The sequence below is a fragment of the Paenibacillus mellifer genome, assembly GCF_023195895.1.
GTDB lineage: Bacteria > Bacillota > Bacilli > Paenibacillales > Paenibacillaceae > Fontibacillus > Fontibacillus mellifer.
In genome coordinates this window covers 45,020-64,091 of sequence record NZ_JALPRK010000002.1, presented here as the reverse complement: position 1 = coordinate 64,091, position 19,072 = coordinate 45,020, and the positions used below count along the sequence as shown (strand labels likewise).

17 protein-coding genes are annotated in these 19,072 nt (G+C 55.3%); 1 reads left to right on the top strand and 16 read right to left on the bottom strand.

Annotated features, from left to right (window positions below; all coding sequences use genetic code 11):
* Window positions 1-77 precede the first annotated feature (77 nt).
* The 7 genes from rpoZ to M0651_RS02960 form a co-directional block, all read right to left on the bottom strand.
* Window positions 78-302, bottom strand: a complete 225-nt coding sequence (gene rpoZ / locus M0651_RS02990; RefSeq protein ID WP_248550369.1) for a DNA-directed RNA polymerase subunit omega — start codon at window positions 300-302, stop codon at window positions 78-80.
* Window positions 303-353: 51 nt separating this feature from the next.
* Window positions 354-932: a guanylate kinase gene (gene gmk, locus M0651_RS02985; RefSeq protein ID WP_248550368.1), complete on the bottom strand. Its 579-nt coding sequence runs from the start codon at window positions 930-932 to the stop codon at window positions 354-356.
* A gap of 13 nt (window positions 933-945) precedes the next feature.
* Window positions 946-1,206, bottom strand: coding sequence for an extracellular matrix/biofilm regulator RemA (remA, locus tag M0651_RS02980; protein ID WP_248550367.1), 261 nt, complete (start codon window positions 1,204-1,206; stop codon window positions 946-948).
* A 53-nt stretch (window positions 1,207-1,259) separates the two neighbouring features.
* Entirely contained in the window at window positions 1,260-2,147 is an 888-nt protein-coding gene (locus tag M0651_RS02975) for a YicC/YloC family endoribonuclease (RefSeq protein WP_248550610.1), read from the bottom strand.
* A 32-nt stretch (window positions 2,148-2,179) separates the two neighbouring features.
* Window positions 2,180-4,081 carry a bifunctional homocysteine S-methyltransferase/methylenetetrahydrofolate reductase gene (locus M0651_RS02970; RefSeq protein WP_248550366.1) on the bottom strand — a complete coding sequence of 634 codons (1,902 nt, stop codon included), beginning with the start codon at window positions 4,079-4,081 and terminating at the stop codon, window positions 2,180-2,182.
* Between the two features lie 193 nt (window positions 4,082-4,274).
* Window positions 4,275-5,111, bottom strand: a complete 837-nt coding sequence (gene dapF / locus M0651_RS02965; RefSeq protein ID WP_248550365.1) for a diaminopimelate epimerase — start codon at window positions 5,109-5,111, stop codon at window positions 4,275-4,277.
* 70 nt (window positions 5,112-5,181) lie between these two features.
* Entirely contained in the window at window positions 5,182-7,986 is a 2,805-nt protein-coding gene (locus M0651_RS02960; protein WP_248550364.1) for a calcium-translocating P-type ATPase, SERCA-type, read from the bottom strand.
* Window positions 7,987-8,183: 197 nt separating this feature from the next.
* Between M0651_RS02960 and M0651_RS02955 the strand changes: the two genes are divergently transcribed.
* Window positions 8,184-9,953: an Rqc2 family fibronectin-binding protein gene (locus tag M0651_RS02955; RefSeq protein WP_248550363.1), complete on the top strand. Its 1,770-nt coding sequence runs from the start codon at window positions 8,184-8,186 to the stop codon at window positions 9,951-9,953.
* Window positions 9,954-10,064: 111 nt separating this feature from the next.
* Here the strand turns inward: M0651_RS02955 and M0651_RS02950 are convergent, their stop codons facing one another.
* From M0651_RS02950 to M0651_RS02910, 9 genes are all read right to left on the bottom strand, one after another.
* The gene (locus tag M0651_RS02950; RefSeq protein ID WP_248550362.1) at window positions 10,065-10,946 is read right to left on the bottom strand and encodes a PHP domain-containing protein; all 882 of its coding nucleotides are present in this window, start codon (window positions 10,944-10,946) and stop codon (window positions 10,065-10,067) included.
* A 31-nt stretch (window positions 10,947-10,977) separates the two neighbouring features.
* Window positions 10,978-11,883, bottom strand: a complete 906-nt coding sequence (locus tag M0651_RS02945) for a selenium metabolism-associated LysR family transcriptional regulator (RefSeq protein WP_248550361.1) — start codon at window positions 11,881-11,883, stop codon at window positions 10,978-10,980.
* Between the two features lie 118 nt (window positions 11,884-12,001).
* Window positions 12,002-12,439 carry a hypothetical protein gene (locus M0651_RS02940; protein WP_178022872.1) on the bottom strand — a complete coding sequence of 146 codons (438 nt, stop codon included), beginning with the start codon at window positions 12,437-12,439 and terminating at the stop codon, window positions 12,002-12,004.
* Between the two features lie 277 nt (window positions 12,440-12,716).
* The gene (locus M0651_RS02935; RefSeq protein WP_248550360.1) at window positions 12,717-12,980 is read right to left on the bottom strand and encodes a YlbG family protein; all 264 of its coding nucleotides are present in this window, start codon (window positions 12,978-12,980) and stop codon (window positions 12,717-12,719) included.
* Window positions 12,981-13,070: 90 nt separating this feature from the next.
* On the bottom strand, window positions 13,071-13,508 hold the full coding sequence (locus M0651_RS02930) for a YlbF/YmcA family competence regulator (RefSeq protein ID WP_248550359.1): 438 nt from the start codon (window positions 13,506-13,508) through the stop codon (window positions 13,071-13,073).
* Window positions 13,509-13,616: 108 nt separating this feature from the next.
* Window positions 13,617-15,515: a helicase-associated domain-containing protein gene (locus tag M0651_RS02925; protein WP_248550358.1), complete on the bottom strand. Its 1,899-nt coding sequence runs from the start codon at window positions 15,513-15,515 to the stop codon at window positions 13,617-13,619.
* Window positions 15,512-17,206, bottom strand: a complete 1,695-nt coding sequence (locus M0651_RS02920) for a DNA repair helicase XPB (protein ID WP_248550357.1) — start codon at window positions 17,204-17,206, stop codon at window positions 15,512-15,514. The genes M0651_RS02925 and M0651_RS02920 overlap by 4 nt, the downstream gene beginning before the upstream one ends.
* Before the next feature lie 97 nt (window positions 17,207-17,303).
* On the bottom strand, window positions 17,304-17,726 hold the full coding sequence (locus M0651_RS02915) for a CBS domain-containing protein (protein ID WP_248550356.1): 423 nt from the start codon (window positions 17,724-17,726) through the stop codon (window positions 17,304-17,306).
* 44 nt (window positions 17,727-17,770) lie between these two features.
* A complete protein-coding gene (locus tag M0651_RS02910; protein WP_248550609.1) occupies window positions 17,771-18,940 on the bottom strand; it encodes a M20 family metallopeptidase in 1,170 nt (389 codons plus the stop codon).
* Window positions 18,941-19,072: the final 132 nt, after the last annotated feature.

Sequence of the window (19,072 nt, the reverse complement as noted above, 5' to 3'; positions counted from 1 at the left end):
CCAAACGAAAAAAATAACAACCTCGCGGTTGTCGTAAAAAGAAGCCCGGAGGCCTTTCGTATATGGCTATACGTTATCTAGTCTTTGGTATTCTCAACGATCTCTCCGATTTGAGGTTTCAGCTTGATGTAGTCGCCGTAGATCTCTTCGAGGGCGATGCCCACTTGTTTATGCGATCTTGGCTGCTTCAGTTCGCTTTTGTCCCCTTCGCGCAGCTGTCTGGCACGCCGGGAGGCGGCAACAACTAAAGAGTATTTGCTTCCGACTATTCCGAGCATTTTGTCAATCGATGGATACAGCATGTTCAAAACACCTCTTCTTATTTAGACTCATCACCCTATGAACGTTGGACTTTAGCACGACTTTCTAATTTTACAATGTTCGGCGATGATAATGGATTGTATTCTTTGGCAAGCCAAATCGATCTCGTCATTCACAACGGCGTAATCATAATTCTCCATCAATCCGATCTCGTAGGCCGCCACACTCATACGGTGATCAATCGTGGCCTGATTCTCCGTGCCCCGACCTTGAATCCGGCCCTTCAGCTCATCAAGTGAAGGAGGAAGCAGGAACACGAACACGCCTTCGGGGAATTTCTCCTTAACCTTGAGCGCCCCCTGAACCTCGATTTCCAAAATGATATCCTTCCCGCCCGCCAGCGTCTCCTCCACGAAATCGCGGGGAGTTCCGTAATAATTGCCGACGTATTCCGCATACTCCAAGAGTTGGTCATTTTCGATCATTCCCAAAAACTGTTCCCGGCTCTTGAAAAAATAGTTAATGCCGTTTTCTTCCCCCAGCCGAGGTTGCCGCGTGGTGGCTGAAACGGAATAAACCAGCTCCGGCATCCGTTTGCGTAGCTCGGTGCACACCGTGCCTTTGCCAACGCCAGACGGCCCGGACAATACGATAAGTAACCCTTTAGACATATCTCTCTCCATTTTATTCGTCGCTGTCTTCATCTTTGGTGGACAAACGGTGAGCGACGGTCTCCGGCTGCACCGCCGACAATATCACATGATCGCTGTCCGTGATAATCACGGCACGCGTCCGTCGCCCGTATGTAGCGTCGATCAGCATATGGCGATCCCTCGCCTCCTGAATGATCCGCTTGATCGGCGCGGATTCAGGGCTGACGATCGAAATAATCCGGTTGGCCGATACGATATTTCCGAAGCCGATGTTAATAAGTTTGATTGCCATATTCAGGTAGTTCCCCCTAATTTGCTTGACTCACCCGATGCCGATGGGATGGCTTATTCGAGATTTGCCGCCTGCTCGCGGATCTTCTCCAATTCCGCCTTCATCTCGACGACCAGGTTGACTAGAGCCAAATGATTGGCTTTAGATCCGATCGTATTGGTTTCCCGGTTCATTTCCTGTATTAGAAAATCCAGCTTCCGGCCAACCGGTTCATAAGCTTGAAGCAGGCTGTGGCACTGCTCGAAGTGGCTCTTCAGGCGAATCAACTCCTCGTCAATGTTAGACCGATCAGCAAACACGGCCACTTCCATTGCAAATCGCTGTTCGTCATAGTTCCCATCCAGCAGTTCGGCAAGCCGCACTTTCAGACGGCTCCGGTATTCACTCACGACCTCCGGAGCCAATCGGACTAACTCACCGTGAATCGCCTCCAGACGCTGCAGTCGCTGCTCTAAATCGGCGGCCAGATGTTTCCCTTCCCGTTCCCGCATACCCAGAAGCCCAATGAGCGCTTCCTCCAAGCCATCGGTTAACACTTGTTCCCAGTCAGGCTCGGCACTGCCGGTCGGCGTTACCTCCGCAGGCGCCGTTAAGGCATCCGGCAAGGACAACAAATCCTTAGCGCTAATCTTCGCATCGACACCATAGTGCGTGGCGAGCTCCCCGGCAGCCTTCAGGTACGCTTCGACGACCGGCCGGTTTAACACATAAGGTAAGGTGCCGGATTCATCGCGTTCTTTACTGATGTATACATCAATGCGTCCCCGTTTGATATGGCGCTGAACCAGACGCCTCAGTCCGTCTTCATAGCACGTCCATTCCCGCGGCATCCGCAGAACGACCTCGGCGTACCGGTGGTTGACGGACTTGATTTCAAATTGGACGACGTAACCGCCATATGATCTGACGGCCCCACCGTACCCTGTCATACTGTGCGACACAGGCATCACATCCGTTACCCTATTGTAATTGATTATGTGAACCGAGACAAGTGGGCCGAACCCGGTTTGGACTTCTCACGGACATAATTCATCAAGGCGACATTCATTTCATAGAACATAAACGGGGTCATGAGATAGATTCCGTTAAAATGCTCCATCGCCGTATCAAGCAATTCTTTGGCGATCTCGACCCCCATCGCCCGTCCCTCTTCGCCTTGCAATCCTTCCATCCGTTTGCGGACGTCATTCGACAGCTGGATGCCGGGTACTTCATTGTGTAAATACTCGGCGTTCTTCCCGCTAGCCAGCGGCATGATACCAATAAATATCGGCACGTCCAGATGGGCCGTCGCCTGCTTGATCGCCGCAATCAGCTCGCGATCGTACACGGGCTGCGTCATGATGTAATCGGCCCCGGAGGCGATTTTCTTCTCCAGCCGCTCCACCGCTTTGTGCAAATGCTTCACATTGGGGTTAAAAGCAGCGCCGACGACAAACTTGGCTTTTTGCTTCAAAGGCTTACCTGAGAAAGAAATTCCGTCGTTCAGCTGCTTGATCATGCGTATGATCTCGAACGAGGTCAAATCATAGACCGAGCTGGCTCCCGGAAGGTCGCCGAAGCGGGCTGGGTCGCCCGTCACGGCCAGCACGTGGTCGATGCCAAGCGCATCGAAGCCCATCATATGCGACTGCGTCCCGATGAGATTGCGGTCCCGACAGGCGATATGCACTAGCGGTCTCAAGCCAAGCTGAGACTGGACCAGATGCCCCAGCGCCATGTTGCTCATTCGCGTCACGGCAAGCGAGTTATCCGCCAGCGTGAGCGCGTCGACGCCTGCCTCTTTCAATGCGGCTGCGCCTCCCATGAATTTGCCAATGTCCAGGTCGCGCGGCGGGTCCAGCTCGACGATGACGGTATGCCGCTGCTTCACGAGCTCGGTCAAGCTCGGAAGTTCGCGGTCCTCTCCGCCGAAGTCGGCAGTTGTAATTGCCGGCCGCTCCTTCAGAGCTACCGCAACAGACGAACGCGGCTCAGGCAGCTTAGGTTCGTTCGCCAGCGGCGTAACGGCATATCCCTTCAGCGCGGTCGACATGGCGGCGATATGCTCCGGCGTCGTGCCGCAGCAGCCGCCGATCAATCTCGCCCCCAAATCGGCGAAGGAGCGGGCGCATTCTCCGAAATATTCCGGTGTCGCCGCATATACATATTCTCCATCGACGTAGTCCGCCAAACCTGCATTCGGGAAGACGGACATCGGTACGTCGAGAGGTCCCCCCACCCCGTCCATCACAGCCATAATGCCTTTAGGCCCGGAATGGCAGTTGAAGCCAACCACGTCGGCCCCTTCCTGCACCAGCGTCCCGAAGGCTTCCGGAATTGTAAAACCATCCAGCGTGCGTCCGACTTGATCGACGGCGAACTGGGAAATGACCGGAATATCCGTGAGCTTGCGGGCGCGCTCCAAGGCAATCCGCATTTCCTCCAGGTCGTAAAACGTCTCGAACAACAGCGCGTCCACCCCTTCGGTCAGCAAAGCGGCGATATGCTGCTCGAAATAACCCCCGAGCTCTTGGGCGGTAACATTCGCCCGCTTGCCGCCGCGGATGGAGCCGACTGCCCCCGCAACGTACGCGTGGTCTCCCGCCGCCTGTTTGGCGATCCGCACCGCGGCCCGGTTGATGTCTTCTACCTTGGACTCTAGTCCGAATTTAGATAATTTATAGTAATTCGCCGAAAACGTATTGGTTTCCAGCAACCGAGCACCGGCATCGAGATAGCGGCGATGGATGTCGCCAATCACGTCCGGGCGCAGCAAATTAAATTCTTCATAAGAAATGCCGACCGGAAAACCCAGCTGGTACAAGTAAGTACCCATGGCTCCGTCGCCAACAAGAATTTCGCGTTCCCATGTCGTACGCAAATCCGGTTTCATGCTTCTGCCCCCTGACTGCCGTGATGTCTGATTCGCCTCATGATCAACCCCGGCGCAAACTATTATCATATTAATTTAGCATAAATCGCTCAGAATGATAAGGTATCCTTCCATATCCCATGCAAGGTTAGCCAAAAAAGCCGGACCCCCGCTAAGGAGAGCCCGGCCTACTTGAATCAACAAGAATGGAACTTTAAATTTCGATGTTGCCTTTGTATACCTCTTCCGCCGGACCCGTCATGTACACGTGATTGTCGCGTTCATCCCATTCGATAAACAGGTCCCCGCCTTTAAGGCCGATCCAGGCGGCCCGATCCGTCAATCCGTTCAGCACGGAGGATACCAGAGTCGCGCAGGCGCCCGTGCCACAAGCCAGCGTTGGGCCTGCACCGCGTTCCCATACACGCATCTCCACCCGCTGACGGTTCGTCACGGTGGCGAATTCGACGTTGATCTTACGCGGGAAGAACGGGTGTACCTCCAGCTTCGGGCCCCACGTCGCCAAATCGAAATTCGGTGCATCGTCGACGTAAATGACGCAGTGCGGATTGCCCATAGAAACCGCCGTAAATGTAAATTCCCGGCCGCTCGTCTCGATCGGCTGACTTAGCACCGGTTGTTGATCCAACGTCGTCGGCACGGCCAGGCCGTCCAGGATCGGTTCCCCCATGTCTACCCGAACCGTCTTGACGGCGCCGTCCTCAACCTGCAAGGTTACCTGCTGAACACCCGCACCCAACGTTTCGATCGTTACGTCCGTCTTCTCCACTAAACGATGGTCGTACAGATATTTGGACACGCAACGGATCGCGTTGCCGCATTGCTCGGCTTCCGTGCCGTCCGAATTGATGATGCGCATTCGAAAATCCGCTTTCTCCGACGGGAGTATGAACACCAATCCGTCCCCGCCAACTCCAAAATATCGGTCACACCATTGAATCGCCAGCTCAGAGACGTTGTCCGGCAGTTGTTGTTCACCATAAAAGACTAAGAAATCATTGCCTAGTCCGTGCATTTTCGTAAATTCCATGCTAACCCACTCCTGCATCGTTAAATGATAGGGTTAGTCTATCTTTTGCCCGGGGCAAAAGGTATTGATTTTATGCACGAATATTTGTACTTTTCGCGGTGACGAACGGACGCGGCCCGTTGCTGCGCCGGTTCCGCTTGGTGGACCAGACGCTGCCCGCCCCCATCAGGAAGGTTGGAATACCTGCGGCCACCAACGTGATCGCCCACTCCCGCAGGCCAAGCGGTACCGTTTTGAAGATGGGTTGCAGCGGTTCGATGTACATGACGCCTAGCAACAACGCGATCGACGACAGAACGGCGGCCACGAGATATTTATTTTGCAAAATATTGCGGTGGAAGATCGAACGCGAGCTGCGGCAATCGAACACATGGATCAGCTGTGCCATGACCAAGGTGGCGAAAGCAACCGATTGCGCTTTGACCAGCTGCGCCGGATCGCTTGGCGCGTGCCGCAACGTCAACCAGAAAGCTCCAAGTGTACATACGCCGATCAGCACCCCGCGACTGATGATCTTCCAGCCCAAACGCCGTGCAAAGATATTTTCGTTTGCACCGCGAGGTTTGTGTTCCATCAAATCCTTCTCCGGTTGATCGACACCCAGCGCCATTGCCGGCAAACCGTCGGTCACGAGGTTGACCCACAGAATCTGGATCGGTAAGAGCGGCAGCGGCAAGCCGGCCAGCATAGCGAAGAACATCGTCAGTATCTCGCCGACATTGGATGCCAGCAAATAACGGATGAATTTGCGGATGTTCTCGTAAATGCTGCGGCCTTCCTCAATCGCAGCCACAATCGATGTGAAGTTGTCGTCGCTTAAGATCAGCGAGGACGCTTCCTTGGACACGTCCGTGCCTGTGATGCCCATAGCGATGCCGATATCGGCCGCCTTGATCGCCGGCGCGTCGTTCACGCCGTCGCCGGTCATCGCCACGACATGCCCATTCCGTTGCAGCGCCTTCACGATCCGCAGCTTATGCTCGGGGGATACCCGGGAGTAAACATAGATGTTCTCGACCTGTTTCTCCAACTCCTCATCACGGAGCAACTCCAGTTGTTGGCCCGACATCGAGGACCCGCCCCGCGGCAAAATGCCAAGATCAGCTGCGATCGCTTCCGCGGTCAGTCCGTGGTCGCCGGTGATCATCACCGTCTTGATGCCCGCCCGGCGGCAGACCGTGATTGCGTCCCGCGCTTCACGGCGCGGCGGGTCGATCATCCCGGTCAAACCAACGAAGATCAGCTGCGATTCCACATGATCCTCGTTGTCCTGCCCTTCCGCCGGCTTCAAATCGCGGTAGGCCATCCCGAGCACTCGCAGCGCGCTGCGAGCCATTTGTTCGTTCGCCGCTTGCACCTTCTGCCGAAACGTACCGGTGAACGGGACGACCTTGCCTTCCCATAAAATATACGAGCAACGCTCCAGAAGCATGTCCGGCGCGCCTTTGACCAGCGCCATTTTGCCGCCTTGATGGGAGACGATGACGGACATCCGCTTGCGCTTGGAATCGAACGGAAACTCTTGATCGCGAATGTACATCCCGCTTAAGGTTGCCGGTGACAAGCCCATTTTGGAAGCTAACGTGACCAGAGCCCCCTCAGTCGGGTCGCCCTTAAGCTTCCAAAGAGGGCCGACTTGGGCAGCTTCTTCCTTCGTCTTGCGGCGGCCCCGCTTCTCCGGGTCATCCTCATAGATGACCGCATTACTGCACAAGGAGCTGATCTGCAGCAAGCGACGCAAGCTTTGGTCCTTGCGCAAATCGACGGGTGCGCCTTGATCCAGGATGTTCCCGACCGGCTCATACCCTTCGCCCGTCACCTCTAGCGACCGTCCCTCCAGCCATACCCGGGTCACGGTCATTTTGTTCTGGGTCAGCGTTCCGGTCTTATCCGAACAGATGACCGAGGCGCAGCCCAGCGTCTCCACCGACGGCAGTTTGCGGACGATCGCTTTGCGTTTGATCATGCGCTGCACGCCCAGCGCCAACGCAATGGTCACGATAGCCGGCAAGCCTTCCGGAATAGCAGCCACCGCCAGGCTGACGCCCGCGAAGAACATGCTGTTCGCCGGTTGACCTTGCAAGATCCCCAGCAGCACCACAACGACGGTCAAGCCAAGCGCCATGTAAATCAAAATTTTGCCGAGTTGCTCCAGACGCCGCTGCAGCGGGGTTTCCTGGACTTCGGTATTTTGGATTAAATCGGCGATTTTCCCCATCTCGGTGTCCATACCCGTACGAATGACGATTCCTCGCCCCGTGCCGCGCGTGATCATCGTGCCCATAAAGCCAATATTCTTCTGGTCGCCCAGCGGAACATCGCTTTCGCTCAGCACCCCCGCATGTTTACCCACCGGATGGGATTCCCCCGTCAAAGCGGACTCTTCCACGTCCAAGCTGTTCGTGGATAACCAGCGGATGTCGGCCGGAATCCGGTCGCCGCTCTCCATCAGGACGATATCCCCCGGAACAAGCTCCCTGGCCGGTATGTTCTTGACGATACCTTGGCGCAGCACGTTGGCATGGGGCGCGGACAGTTCTTTCAGCGCCCGCAGGGAACGTTCCGCACGGAATTCCTGGATGAACCCAAGCACCCCGTTCAGAATAATGATGGCGATGATCGTAATCGCATCGAGATATTCGCCGAGAAAACCGGAAATCAGCGTGGCGCCCATCAGCACCAGCATCATAAAATCCTTGAACTGGTTCAGGAACAACAGGATCGGAGAGATGCGCTCTCCTTCCTGCAGCTCGTTCCAGCCGGATTCCTCACGTCTCTTGAGCGCTTCTTCATCGGTCAGGCCCTGTTCACGCGTGACGCCGAAGCGTTCCAGAAGCGCCTCGCTGCTCCACTGGTGCCAGTTTTTTTGTTCCATCCTCCTTATTCCCCTTCCGTTTATTATGCAGTATCGGCGTGAAGGCTTTTCCACCTAGGGTAAATGTATTCCGGCCCGTCCTAAATTATCACAGGCAGGCCCTTAAGTTTTTGCCCGAAGTATGGCATCATAGAGGGGGGCTGCATCACGAAGCAACCTCTTTCATTTTAAAGAATAGAACAGGAGACTATCATATAATGGCACTCGACGGCATCGTAACTAGAGCGATCGTACATGAGCTTCAAGCTTGTATCGGCGGTCGCATCAATAAAATACATCAGCCTGCAGGGAGCGACCTCGTTTTTCACCTGCGCACGCAGGCTGGCAATAAACGTCTCTTGTTGTCGGCAAACCCGACGTATCCGCGGGTTCATTTCACCGAAGCGTCGTTTCCGAATCCGTTGGAAGCGCCGATGTTCTGCATGTTGCTACGCAAATACTGCGAAGGTGGCAGCATCGAAGCCGCGGCTCAAGTGGGCATGGAACGGATCATTCATATCGACGTTCGTTCGCGTGACGAGCTTGGCGACTTGTCCATCAAACGTATCATCATCGAATTGATGGGACGACACAGCAATATTATCCTGGTTGACCCGGCCACCGGGACCCAGTTGGACGGAATTCACCACGTGACACCGGCGATCTCCGGCTACCGGGTCGTCATGCCCGGGTTCGCCTATACCGCGCCGCCGGAGCAGCATAAACAGGATCCGCTTATGGCGGATCGCGAGTCCTTTGTAGCCGCCTGGCAAACGGCGGCGGCCGAAGGCAAAGGCACCGGCAGTGGCTGGCTGGTCGAGGCCTTCGGCGGTCTGAGCCCGCTGATTGCCGGCGAAATCTACGCCCGCGCCGGTGTGAGCGGTGTGGCGATGGAGATCGGGCTGAACCCAGAGGAAGCAGAGCGGCTGTGGTTGGCTTTTTCCGGATTAATGGAGGAGGTTCGCAGCCAGCAGTACACCCCCATGACCGGCGAGAACGCCAAGGGGAAAAGTATCTTCTCCGCCATCCGGCTCACGAGCGCCCGCGGGGAGATTCACACCTATCCTTCGATCAGCGAATGTATGGAGGACTACTACGGGGATAAAGCGCTGCGGGATACGGTCAAACAAAAAACGAGTGACCTGCTGCGCTTCCTGCAGAACGAGCGGAACAAGAATGTAAAGAAGCTGACTAATTTGGAGCAGGACTTAAATGAAGCGGAAGACGCCGAACGCTACCGCATCTGGGGCGAGCTGCTCCTTCCTTCGCTGCATACGATCCGCAAAGGCGACACCAGCGTAGAGCTGGTCAACTACTACGATGAGGAGCAGGGGATGGAGACGATCCCGTTGGATCCGTTGCTGACGCCTTCGGAGAACGCCCAGCGTTATTTTAAGAGATACAACAAATTCAAGAACAGCCTTGCCGTCATCGACAAGCAGATGGAGCTGGCCAAAGGGGAAATCGCTTATCTCGAAGGCCTGCTACAGCAGTTGAACGACGCGACATTAAGCGATATCGACGAGATTCGCGAAGAGCTGACCCAGCAAGGGTACTTACGGGATCGGGCCAAACGGGGCAAGAAGAAGAAAAAAACCGATCGTCCGACGCTGCACGTCTATACTTCGTCAGAGGGCATCGAAATTTACGTCGGCAAAAACAACCTGCAAAACGAATATGTCACGAATCGGCTCGGCAAACCCAACGATACCTGGCTCCATACGAAGGATATCCCAGGTTCACATGTGCTGATCCGCAGCGAGTCATTCGGCGACGCGACGTTAAACGAAGCTGCCCAACTCGCCGCCTATTTCAGTCAGGCCAAGGAGTCCAGCAGCGTCCCGGTCGACAGCACGTTGATCCGTCACGTTCGCAAACCGAGCGGAGCCAAACCCGGCTACGTCATTTACGACCACCAACGGACATTGTTCGTTACGCCGGATGAGCAGCTGATCAAAGCGTTGCCGAATACGGTGAAAAACGGCTGATAGTACGGATGGCGTTTTTCCCCGATATGAACTGCACTTTCGCATTTGCTCCAAAAAAAACGGTACTCCAAAGGGATTCACAGATCATAACCCCTTTGAAGTACCGTTTTTTCAGTTCTCTTCTATCCGTGCGGCTGACGCCGCCTGCTTCAGCCGTTCCAACGTCCCCGGCGGCGCCGTGCGTCCGCCCAATTCGCCGTGGAATACGACGCCCTGCCGTACGCCGTGGTAATCGGACCCCCCGGTGACGATGAGCCCATACTGCTCAGCCATCGCAGCATAACGGAGCTCCTCTTCCGGACCGTGGTCGGAGTGGTACACTTCGATCCCGTCCGGCTTCCCGTGCTCCAGGATCGACCGTACCAACTCATCGTCGCCGTACAGCCCGGGGTGAGCCAGCACCGGAGAGCCACCCGCCTCGCGGATCCACGCGATCGCTTCCTCTGGAGCGATGCGCGGCAGCGAGGCATATCCCGGTTTGCCTTCGGCCAAATACCGGTCAAAGGCTTCGCGCATGTCAGACACATAGCCCTTGCGAACAAGGACATCGGCGATATGAGGCCGGCCCAGGCTTTCATCCGGACGGAGCGGCCGGGTCAGCCCGGCCTTCACTTCCTCCAACGTAATCGCAAGGCCTAATTGCTGCAGCTTGGCGATGATCAGCCCATTTCGTTCCTCCCGAACCGACCGAAGCCGAGCCAGACGCTCAAGTAGCCGTTCATCTTCGAGATCCAGGAAGTACCCCAGTACGTGGATGTCTCTGCCCCCGGCGCGAGTGCTGATCTCGATGCCGGGGACAACGTCCACGCCAAGCTCCTTTCCGGCCAACTGCGCCTCCGCGATCCCGGCGACGGTATCGTGATCCGTGATGGCCAAGCCCGTTAGCCCTTTCTCCTTGGCCAGCCTCACATTTTCCGCCGGCTTATTCATCCCATCCGAAGCTTGCGTGTGCGTATGTAGGTCGTAACTTTCCCTTGTCGTCTGCTTTTCCATGATCATCCCATCCTTAAGGTAAGCTGTGCCTTTATGTCGATTGCGGGTATTCTCGCAAGAATGTCAAGAACGTCACTGCAGGAACCGGCAGCAGCGTCGATTTCAAATGAATGGAATAAAACATCCGTTTGAACGAAAGCCCTTCGATATCCAATACATCCAACAGCCCCAGCGCCTGCTCATGCTTAACGGAAGAAGGCGAAATAATCGTGATCCCGATTCCGGCTTCCACCGCCGATTTTACCGCTCCGGTGCTGCCGAGTTCCATCACGGTGCGGATTTGGCTGATATCAACCCCCCGTCTCCGCATTTCATCCTCCATCACTTGACGGGTGCCGGAGCCTTTCTCCCGCAGCACAAAGGGGTAATGAACCGCTTCCTCCACCGTGACGGATTTCCTCCCCGACAACGGGTGACCGGCGGGAACGATCAGCTTGAGTTCATCCTCCATGACGGGTTCGGAGACCATGTCCGGGTGTTGTACCGGCGCTTCGACCAATCCAAAATTAAGCTGATGGTTCATGATCTCTTCGATAATCTGCGTCGTATTGATCACCTTCATGACGATCGAGATATGCGGATACCGCTGCCCGAACGGCCCAAGCAGCCGGGGTAGAACGTATTCCCCGATGGTCAAGCTGGAGCCGAGTTGCAGCCGCCCCTCCAGCATAGACGTGTGCCGAGACATCGCCTGTTCTGTTTCGCGAATCAATTCCACGCTTTGGCGAGCGAACGGAAGCAGGGTTTGCCCGGCTTCGGTTAGGTCGATCTTTTTCGTGGACCGAACCAACAGTTTTGTGCCGAAATAGTCTTCCAGTGATTGGATTTGCATCGTGACCGCAGGCTGCGTCATATGCAGCGCCTGAGCGGCTGCTGAGAAGCTGCCCCGTTGCGCCACCGTATAGAAAATATGGAGCTGGTGGTAGTTCAGCGCCATCGTCCGGCACTCCCCTTTCTCTTTCTTTCCCTTACAATAGCATGCCCGGGCTAACAAAAAAAGCATGCCCTCACCGGCATGCTTCATTCCATTTCATCATCATCTACTCCACCGCAACCTATCGGCGCTTACGGCTGTTCTTCATCAACGTCATCCGCCGGGAATGGCGCAACCAGGAATAATAGGATTTCAAATCACGTAATTCAATGGTCTCCGACATCCGTCCCAGGAAGGTCACAATGATCATACGGTGCATCGGACGTCCGGCAAGATCAAATTCTCCCGGAATTTCCGCAAATTCAGCGACCATCACAAGATCGTCATCAATGAGATAGACGTCCTCTTCCTTCCGATAATACGGCGTAATCCGTCCTTGCTTCAAACATTCCCAGGCCCATCCGGCAATCTGCTCAAACCCGATATTGTCTCGGTCGATTCTGTCCTGATATCTGAGCTTGGCATGATTCGTCACTACGATATCGGCAACTCTCTTGTCCCCTAGCGCAATATGGAAGGATTCATAGGTTCTCCAGCGTTCCGTTGCCCGGTCTCTCATGCCGCACCTCGCATTAAATAGGTCTATAAAAATAGAAAACGAATGAACTGGGTCTTTTTAACTAAGTACTTTCGCCTATTATATTACATCAATCCCTATTTTTCTACAAGGTCATTACACGAATTTTCCATGAAAAAGGAGGTTTTTAGAACTTTAGACCCATAAAAAGGAACAGGCCATCCGTCCTACCCGTAATTTACGCACAAAAAAACCGCGCCACGAATAAATTCGTTGCGCGGCGCTGACGCTCCGGTTGCTTGAGATGTTCCCTGTTTGTTTACAGTCCGTAGAAGCGGGTTTTGTCCGGGACGTCTTTGCTGTATTCCGTTTTGATCTCCCCACGGTAAGACCTCTCAATCTTGCGAACGTAGGAAAGCTTGCGAATGTTACGCATCGTATCCTCCGCCCGATCGGCATTCACATACATCACCACGTAATGCATCCGGCGGGACAAATAATGCACGCTTCCGTATTTATCCAAGTTTCTTGCCGCTTTTAGGTCGCTGACCCAAATGATATAGCCTGTACGCTCCGGAAACATGACCTTCCCCTCCCGTTCCTTAACTATTGAAAATCCCGGAAAGTCAGCGGCTCTGGCGCTTCTTCCGGAATTCTCGGCTGCCTATTGGCATTAGCCGCAGCCGCAACTTCCTCCGCTGCCGCACCCGCCTGTTGGATTCGGATCATTGCTTGGCACCTTGATCGAATCGGAAACCGCGAAAGCGATCATTTCCGACATTTGGTGAAGAATATCGTCCAGCTCATTTTCGGCCGCTTTGAATTTACGGACCGCCTCGAATTGCTCCAATTCCCGCTCAACCTCCGCCACTTTATCCTTGGCTTCGTGATAGTTGGGATGGAAGTGGCCGAAACGCTCGGTCTCCCGGAACAACTCCTTCTGAGCCTCCAATTTCTTGACCCATGCCTGAATTTCGCTATCCTCCTCCACGCGTTGCTTCCAACACAAGTATTCGGAAACAGCGGCGGATTGATTTATCATATCGCCCAATTCATAGGCGTTTGTCAGCACTTCGGCCATATCGACCGTGTTCTTTGCGATTACGCTCATGAATTCTCATCTCGCTTTTATGTGAAATGTTCCACCCTGAGGTAGACGACATTATCATACCACAATCCTTTAGCGAGCAGAAGAGGTTCATCCTTCCTAATCTCCCGTTTAGCGTAAACTTGCAGGGAGAATGAGACGAATCGCCTGCCAATCCCCGGGGGAGAGCACGGTTTCCTCCCCCGGCTCTCCAGAAGAAGGAAGCAGCCGTACCTTCACTCGCCAATCCGCATCCCCTTCCACTGCAAGTGGCAAGCAATGAACGGACTCTCCGTCCATTTGCAGCATGAGCTTGGTGTGCCAGGCTAAGGCGCGTTCCACCAGCTCCCGAGCCGTCGAGACGTGATACCGCCGTAACTCCTTCCGCCACATGGCAGGAATTTCAGACCATCCCGGGAACAACTCCTCAAAGTCAGGCGGATGAACATCCGGCTCATAAAAATGCAGATCCGCCCCTTTGTAAATCCATCCTTGGCTTTCCTTGGAGGTTCGTTCCTCACCCTCAGAATGCGCAAATTCCATCAGCTTCGGATATATCGGTTCGTCCGGACTATTCGCAACCCGATTGACGGGGGCCAAACGCTCTCCGTCCAAGATCTTGAGCACATCCGCCTCACCGTCTGAATTAACGAGAAAATGTAGCGGGCCAATCCGCTCCAGCTTGCCGGCCAGTAGCGGTATGCCGTTAATACGATCAGCGGCTTCTGCGTCGGCACAACTAAGCAGCTTTGCCTCAACCAGCGTGGTCCGGCCAATTTCTCGTCCCCACTGCAGGAGCGCTTCGCGAACAGGCTCCGGTATGCCGGCGGAATGCGCCTCAAACAGCCGCAGGATATCCTGCGGCGTGCGTCCCAGGCGGCAAGCCTGCTCCAGTCCCGCACGAGTCAGGCGGTAGACGCTCATTACCCCGGATGAAGCCAACTCAGCGCAGGCCTCCAACTCGAAACGGACTGTAAACGGTACATCCGGCGGAACTAGCAGCTCAAAATCGGGCTGAACGATCAGTTTGCCGGCAGAAGCTTGGGAAGCCATCGATGAGCCAGGCTCCCGCTCAATCAGCCAACGGAACATCGCACCGTCCTCGGGATGGTTGCCCAGCTCCAACCAGCCGCAGGCGCAAAGGATGTCCAGCCAACCTTCAATCCAGGCTTCGCGCTCATTGGATGGATCGCCGTCCGACGGCAGCAGCCCTTGGTCTTGGAGTGAGCCGAGCAATTCCTCGAGCGAATACCAAACGCCGGTTCGCAGATCCGCCGCCGTCATTCGTAGAGCCACATGCTGTAACCCGGCGTCTGCCGGGACATAACGCTGCAGCATTTCGCATAACAAGGCGAAGTTCATGGCCGACAAGTCCAAGGATAACCACTCCGCCAATCGAGGGGGATGAACCCGCCAAACCGTCTGCTCCTTGGCGATCAATCCCAGCGACAGCAGCAAATCCAGCACGACGGCAATCGCAGGAGAATAAACATCCGGATGCGGGTAACTCAGCTGCAGTTTAGCAACGTCCTCCGCTTTCAGCGCGATCCGCGCCTCCAACTTACCGCGTTCCTTCTGGTGAATCGTCCCTTTTGCCGTCATCCGTAACCCACTGCCGGCAATCAAGGTCAAGGCGCGGAATAAATCCATTGCCAGACCCGGTTTCGCCTCCCGTTGCAGTTTGATCTGCGCCGGGTTCTGCTCCCGAAGCTCCGTATACCCCCATGCGCTCCACACCCCCATCTGCCGGTTTAGCGGCAGGTAATACAACTTCTCCCCCCAAGCTTTACGCACCGCGGCAAGGGCTCCGGAGCGCAGCAACGTCGGCAGTACCGCACGAATATCGGCTCCGCTGACGTCTCCGACCGCGGCGGCGTCGACTTGTTCCAGCCTAAATGGCTGCCCGGCATAACGGCGGAACAGGAGTTGAAGCGCCTGTAATTCGGCCTCATCGAACGAGTGCTTGGGCAATCTGTCCATAGGTAGAGGGTGATCGCCTTCATAAGCCGGCATTCCTGATCCCCTGCTCATGCTTCAGCCCCCTCTCGATCTCGCTGCACCGCATATTCATAACCCTGTTCCAGCAAAAACAACTGACGCCGCAAAGCAAACTCTTGCTCCCGGGTGTTCTCCGAAACGAGTGTATAGAAGTAAGCTCGTCCGCCATCACGCTTCGGACGCAAGATCCGGCCGAGGCGTTGGGCCTCCTCCTGGCGTGAACCAAAGCTGCCGGAAATTTGAATCGCCACCGACGCATCCGGCAGATCCACCGCGAAATTGGCGACCTTCGAGACCACCAATACCGGCAGTTCCCCATCGCGGAACGCTTGGAACAATTCCCCCCGCTCCGCCTGGGGCGTACTTCCGGTAATGAGCGGGACCTGAAGATCCCTTGCCATGCTCTGCAACTGGTCCAAATACTGCCCGATAATCAATACCTGACGATCCCGGTGCCGATCCAGAAGTCGCCGTACGATTTCGTTTTTGTATGGATTTTCCGCCGCGATGCGAAACTTCTCCCGGCCTTCGGCCTGAACGTATTTATCCTGTTGGGGTTCAGGCATCGCCACCCGAATCTCCTGGCAATCCACTTGTGCGATAAAACCGCTCTCTTCCAGTGTTCTCCACGGAACATCATGCCGCTTGGGCCCGATCAGGGAGAAAACATCCCGCTCGCAGCCGTCCTCTCGAATCAACGTGGCGGTTAAGCCTAGGCGTCTCGTCGCTTGGATGTCGGCTGTCGCACGAAAGATCGGTGCCGGAAGCAAATGCACTTCATCATATATAATCAGTCCCCAATCGCGCTCATTAAATAATGACATATGCTTGAAGCCTTCCTCTTTCCGCGATCGGTGCGTTAATATTTGATACGTAGAAACGGTAACCGGCTTCACTTGTTTCTTCTCGCCCGAATACTCCCCGATGGCCTTTGCAGGCAGCGTTGTCTTGAAATTTAGCTCGGCAATCCATTGGCGCACTGAAGTTACATTGGAAGTCAAGATCAGCGTCTCGCATTGAAATCGTTCCATTGCCGCCAGACCAACCACCGTTTTGCCTGCACCGCAGGGGAGCACCACCACTCCGCTGCCGCCGTCGCCTGCTTTGCCAGTAAACGCAGCGACGGCTTCCTGCTGGTAAGGTCGAAGCCGGAACGGACGCCCCCCGTCCAGCTCTTTCCGGAGGACGAACTCAAGGGTACGACCCTGGTGGTACCCTGCTTCGTCGAGCACGGGAAACCCAAGCCGGGCGAGCTCTTGTTTTAAGAAGCCGCGGCAAGCGGCCGACAAATGGAGATGGCGCTCGTCCAACAGGCTCCATGTTCCTGCCGGTAAAGCTATTTGTTTGGTTATCTCCTCGAGAATGCCGGCTTCACCCGCAGCATCATACTCCAGTTCCAGCCTGTCCGGCTCTCCGGGAATCGGACGCAGCTTGAATTGCCCATACCGGCCCATCCACCGGCGGATATCTTCAGCCGTACCGCTCGGCAGCCCGTATCTAGCCATGAATGTGAGTTCATCCAGTACCCGTTCCGCATCCATTCCGCAGGAAGCGGCGTGCCACAAAGTAAGTGGAGTTATGCGATATGTATGATATAAAGCCGGGCTCTTCACCAACTCGGCGTAATGGGACAATTGTTCCCGCGCCGTTTCGAAGCCGGGATGCTCCTTCTCCAGCAGCACCGTCAAATCCCTTTGAACGATACATGCACCCGTTTCTTGCATCGGTTTGCCCTCCTCCTCAAAGTCTTTACGTTAGCCGCAGCCAGCAAAAAGAGAAGTCCGCCGCCGCAGCCGCGGACCTCTCCCGCTTGTTTCCTTCTTAATGAACCTGCTCCGAGATTTCGGACAAAGCTTCTCCCGCATTGTCGGCAAATACATTACGAACAGCCAAATCGCCGATGGACACGATCCCAATCAAGCGATCGCCTTCACATACCGGGAGACGACGGATTTGCTGCTGGGCCATCAGTTCAGCCGCCTCGTCCACCGACATGTCGCGGGAAGCGGTTTTGATCCCCTTCGTCATTACTTCATCGACCGCCGTTGAGCCGGGGCGCTTCTCAGCGATTCCGCGAATGACCAAATCCCGGTCGGTGATCACGCCGATCAGCTTATCCCCGCCTTCGACAACCGGAATAAACCCCGTATCGTTTTCTTTCATTTTAACTGCCACTTCATATACATTATCCTGCGGCGTCACGGTCACAACGTCATCGGTCATGATCTCACTAACTTTTCTCACATAAATCCCTCCTTTGAACATAGCGTTCCAAAGAAGGAATCGGTTTATGCGTGTTCGTTCTGATAGGCTTCCGCCATGGCGGCCAGCAGCCCCGCCGCATGCAGCATCGCGTCCTCATCGATATCGAATTTCGGGTGGTGATGTGGGTATATCGCGGCTTTATCGGGGTTTCCGGCCCCAACGAACATGAAGCAACCCGGCACCTGCTGTAAATAGTAGGCAAAATCCTCCGCCGGCATAATCTTTGGCGACAACTCGGCCCGTAGTCCGAATACGCCCGGGGCTACATTCATGAATCGGCGATACTCGCCTTCATTGTTCACCAGGCTCGGGTAACCCATCATATAGTTGATTTTTGCCTCTGCGCCATATGCCTCCGCCGTACTGATGGCCAAGGTATGGATCCGTTCACGAATCAACTCTCTCGTCTCCTCACGGAAGCAACGGACCGTACCCGACAGTCTGCAGCGGTCCGCGATGATGTTCTGCGCCGTGCCGCCCTGGATAGAGCCTATTGTTACAACAGCTGGATCCAGCGGATCCACCGACCGGCTCACCACGCTTTGCAGTTGAAGCACCAGCGCCGAAGCGGCCAGAACACTGTCGACCGTTTTATGCGGCATGCCGCCGTGTCCGCCGCGCCCTTGCACATCGATGAAAAACTCATCGGTGGAGGCCATCAGCGGTCCCGGGGCGCTTGCTACGGTGCCGACGGGAATGGGCGTCCACAGGTGCACTCCGTAAATGACGTCTACCCCGTCCAACGCTCCTTCCTCGATCATCGATTTCGCCCCGCCCGGGCATACCTCTTCCGCCGGTTGGAAGATTAGCCGAATTTCCCCGCGCAGCTTCGCTTTGCCGCGGCTATAGTATTCAGCCAGCGCCAACAGCGTGGCCGTATGGCCGTCATGACCGCAGGCGTGCATCACACCGGGATGCAAAGAGGCATACTCGCAGGATTTCTCGTCCTGAATCGGCAGTGCGTCCATGTCGGCCCGTAGTGCCACCGTCTTGCCGGGTAGCTCTCCACGGATGTTGGCAACAAGACCAAACCCGCCAACGTTGACAACCGTTTCAATACCCAGCTCCCGCAAGATTCCGGCGATCTGCGCCGAAGTCTCTTTCTCCATGAAGGAAAGCTCCGGATGGCGGTGTAAATGCCGCCGCCGCTCCACCATGGATGGAAACAAATCGCTCAACCGCTTCTCCTCCATCATCCCACTCCTCTTTTGTTCCACGATCTCATTTAGCTTATTGTAGCAGAAAACGGGTTCGCCGTTCAGATCAACCTTGCAAGAAATCGCCGATTTGCGAGGTTTTCCTATGCTTGCACAACCGATGGAAAC

Coding starts and splice junctions, on each gene's coding strand:
- rpoZ (WP_248550369.1), bottom strand. CDS start 302: ATGCTGTATCCATCGATTGACAAAATGCTCGGAATAGTCGGAAGCAAA.
- gmk (WP_248550368.1), bottom strand. CDS start 932: ATGTCTAAAGGGTTACTTATCGTATTGTCCGGGCCGTCTGGCGTTGGC.
- remA (WP_248550367.1), bottom strand. CDS start 1,206: ATGGCAATCAAACTTATTAACATCGGCTTCGGAAATATCGTATCGGCC.
- M0651_RS02970 (WP_248550366.1), bottom strand. CDS start 4,081: ATGAAACCGGATTTGCGTACGACATGGGAACGCGAAATTCTTGTTGGC.
- dapF (WP_248550365.1), bottom strand. CDS start 5,111: ATGGAATTTACGAAAATGCACGGACTAGGCAATGATTTCTTAGTCTTT.
- M0651_RS02960 (WP_248550364.1), bottom strand. CDS start 7,986: ATGGAACAAAAAAACTGGCACCAGTGGAGCAGCGAGGCGCTTCTGGAA.
- M0651_RS02955 (WP_248550363.1), top strand. CDS start 8,184: ATGGCACTCGACGGCATCGTAACTAGAGCGATCGTACATGAGCTTCAA.
- M0651_RS02950 (WP_248550362.1), bottom strand. CDS start 10,946: ATGGAAAAGCAGACGACAAGGGAAAGTTACGACCTACATACGCACACG.
- M0651_RS02945 (WP_248550361.1), bottom strand. CDS start 11,883: ATGGCGCTGAACTACCACCAGCTCCATATTTTCTATACGGTGGCGCAA.
- M0651_RS02940 (WP_178022872.1), bottom strand. CDS start 12,439: ATGAGAGACCGGGCAACGGAACGCTGGAGAACCTATGAATCCTTCCAT.
- M0651_RS02935 (WP_248550360.1), bottom strand. CDS start 12,980: ATGTTTCCGGAGCGTACAGGCTATATCATTTGGGTCAGCGACCTAAAA.
- M0651_RS02930 (WP_248550359.1), bottom strand. CDS start 13,508: ATGAGCGTAATCGCAAAGAACACGGTCGATATGGCCGAAGTGCTGACA.
- M0651_RS02925 (WP_248550358.1), bottom strand. CDS start 15,515: ATGAGCAGGGGATCAGGAATGCCGGCTTATGAAGGCGATCACCCTCTA.
- M0651_RS02920 (WP_248550357.1), bottom strand. CDS start 17,206: ATGCAAGAAACGGGTGCATGTATCGTTCAAAGGGATTTGACGGTGCTG.
- M0651_RS02910 (WP_248550609.1), bottom strand. CDS start 18,940: ATGGAGGAGAAGCGGTTGAGCGATTTGTTTCCATCCATGGTGGAGCGG.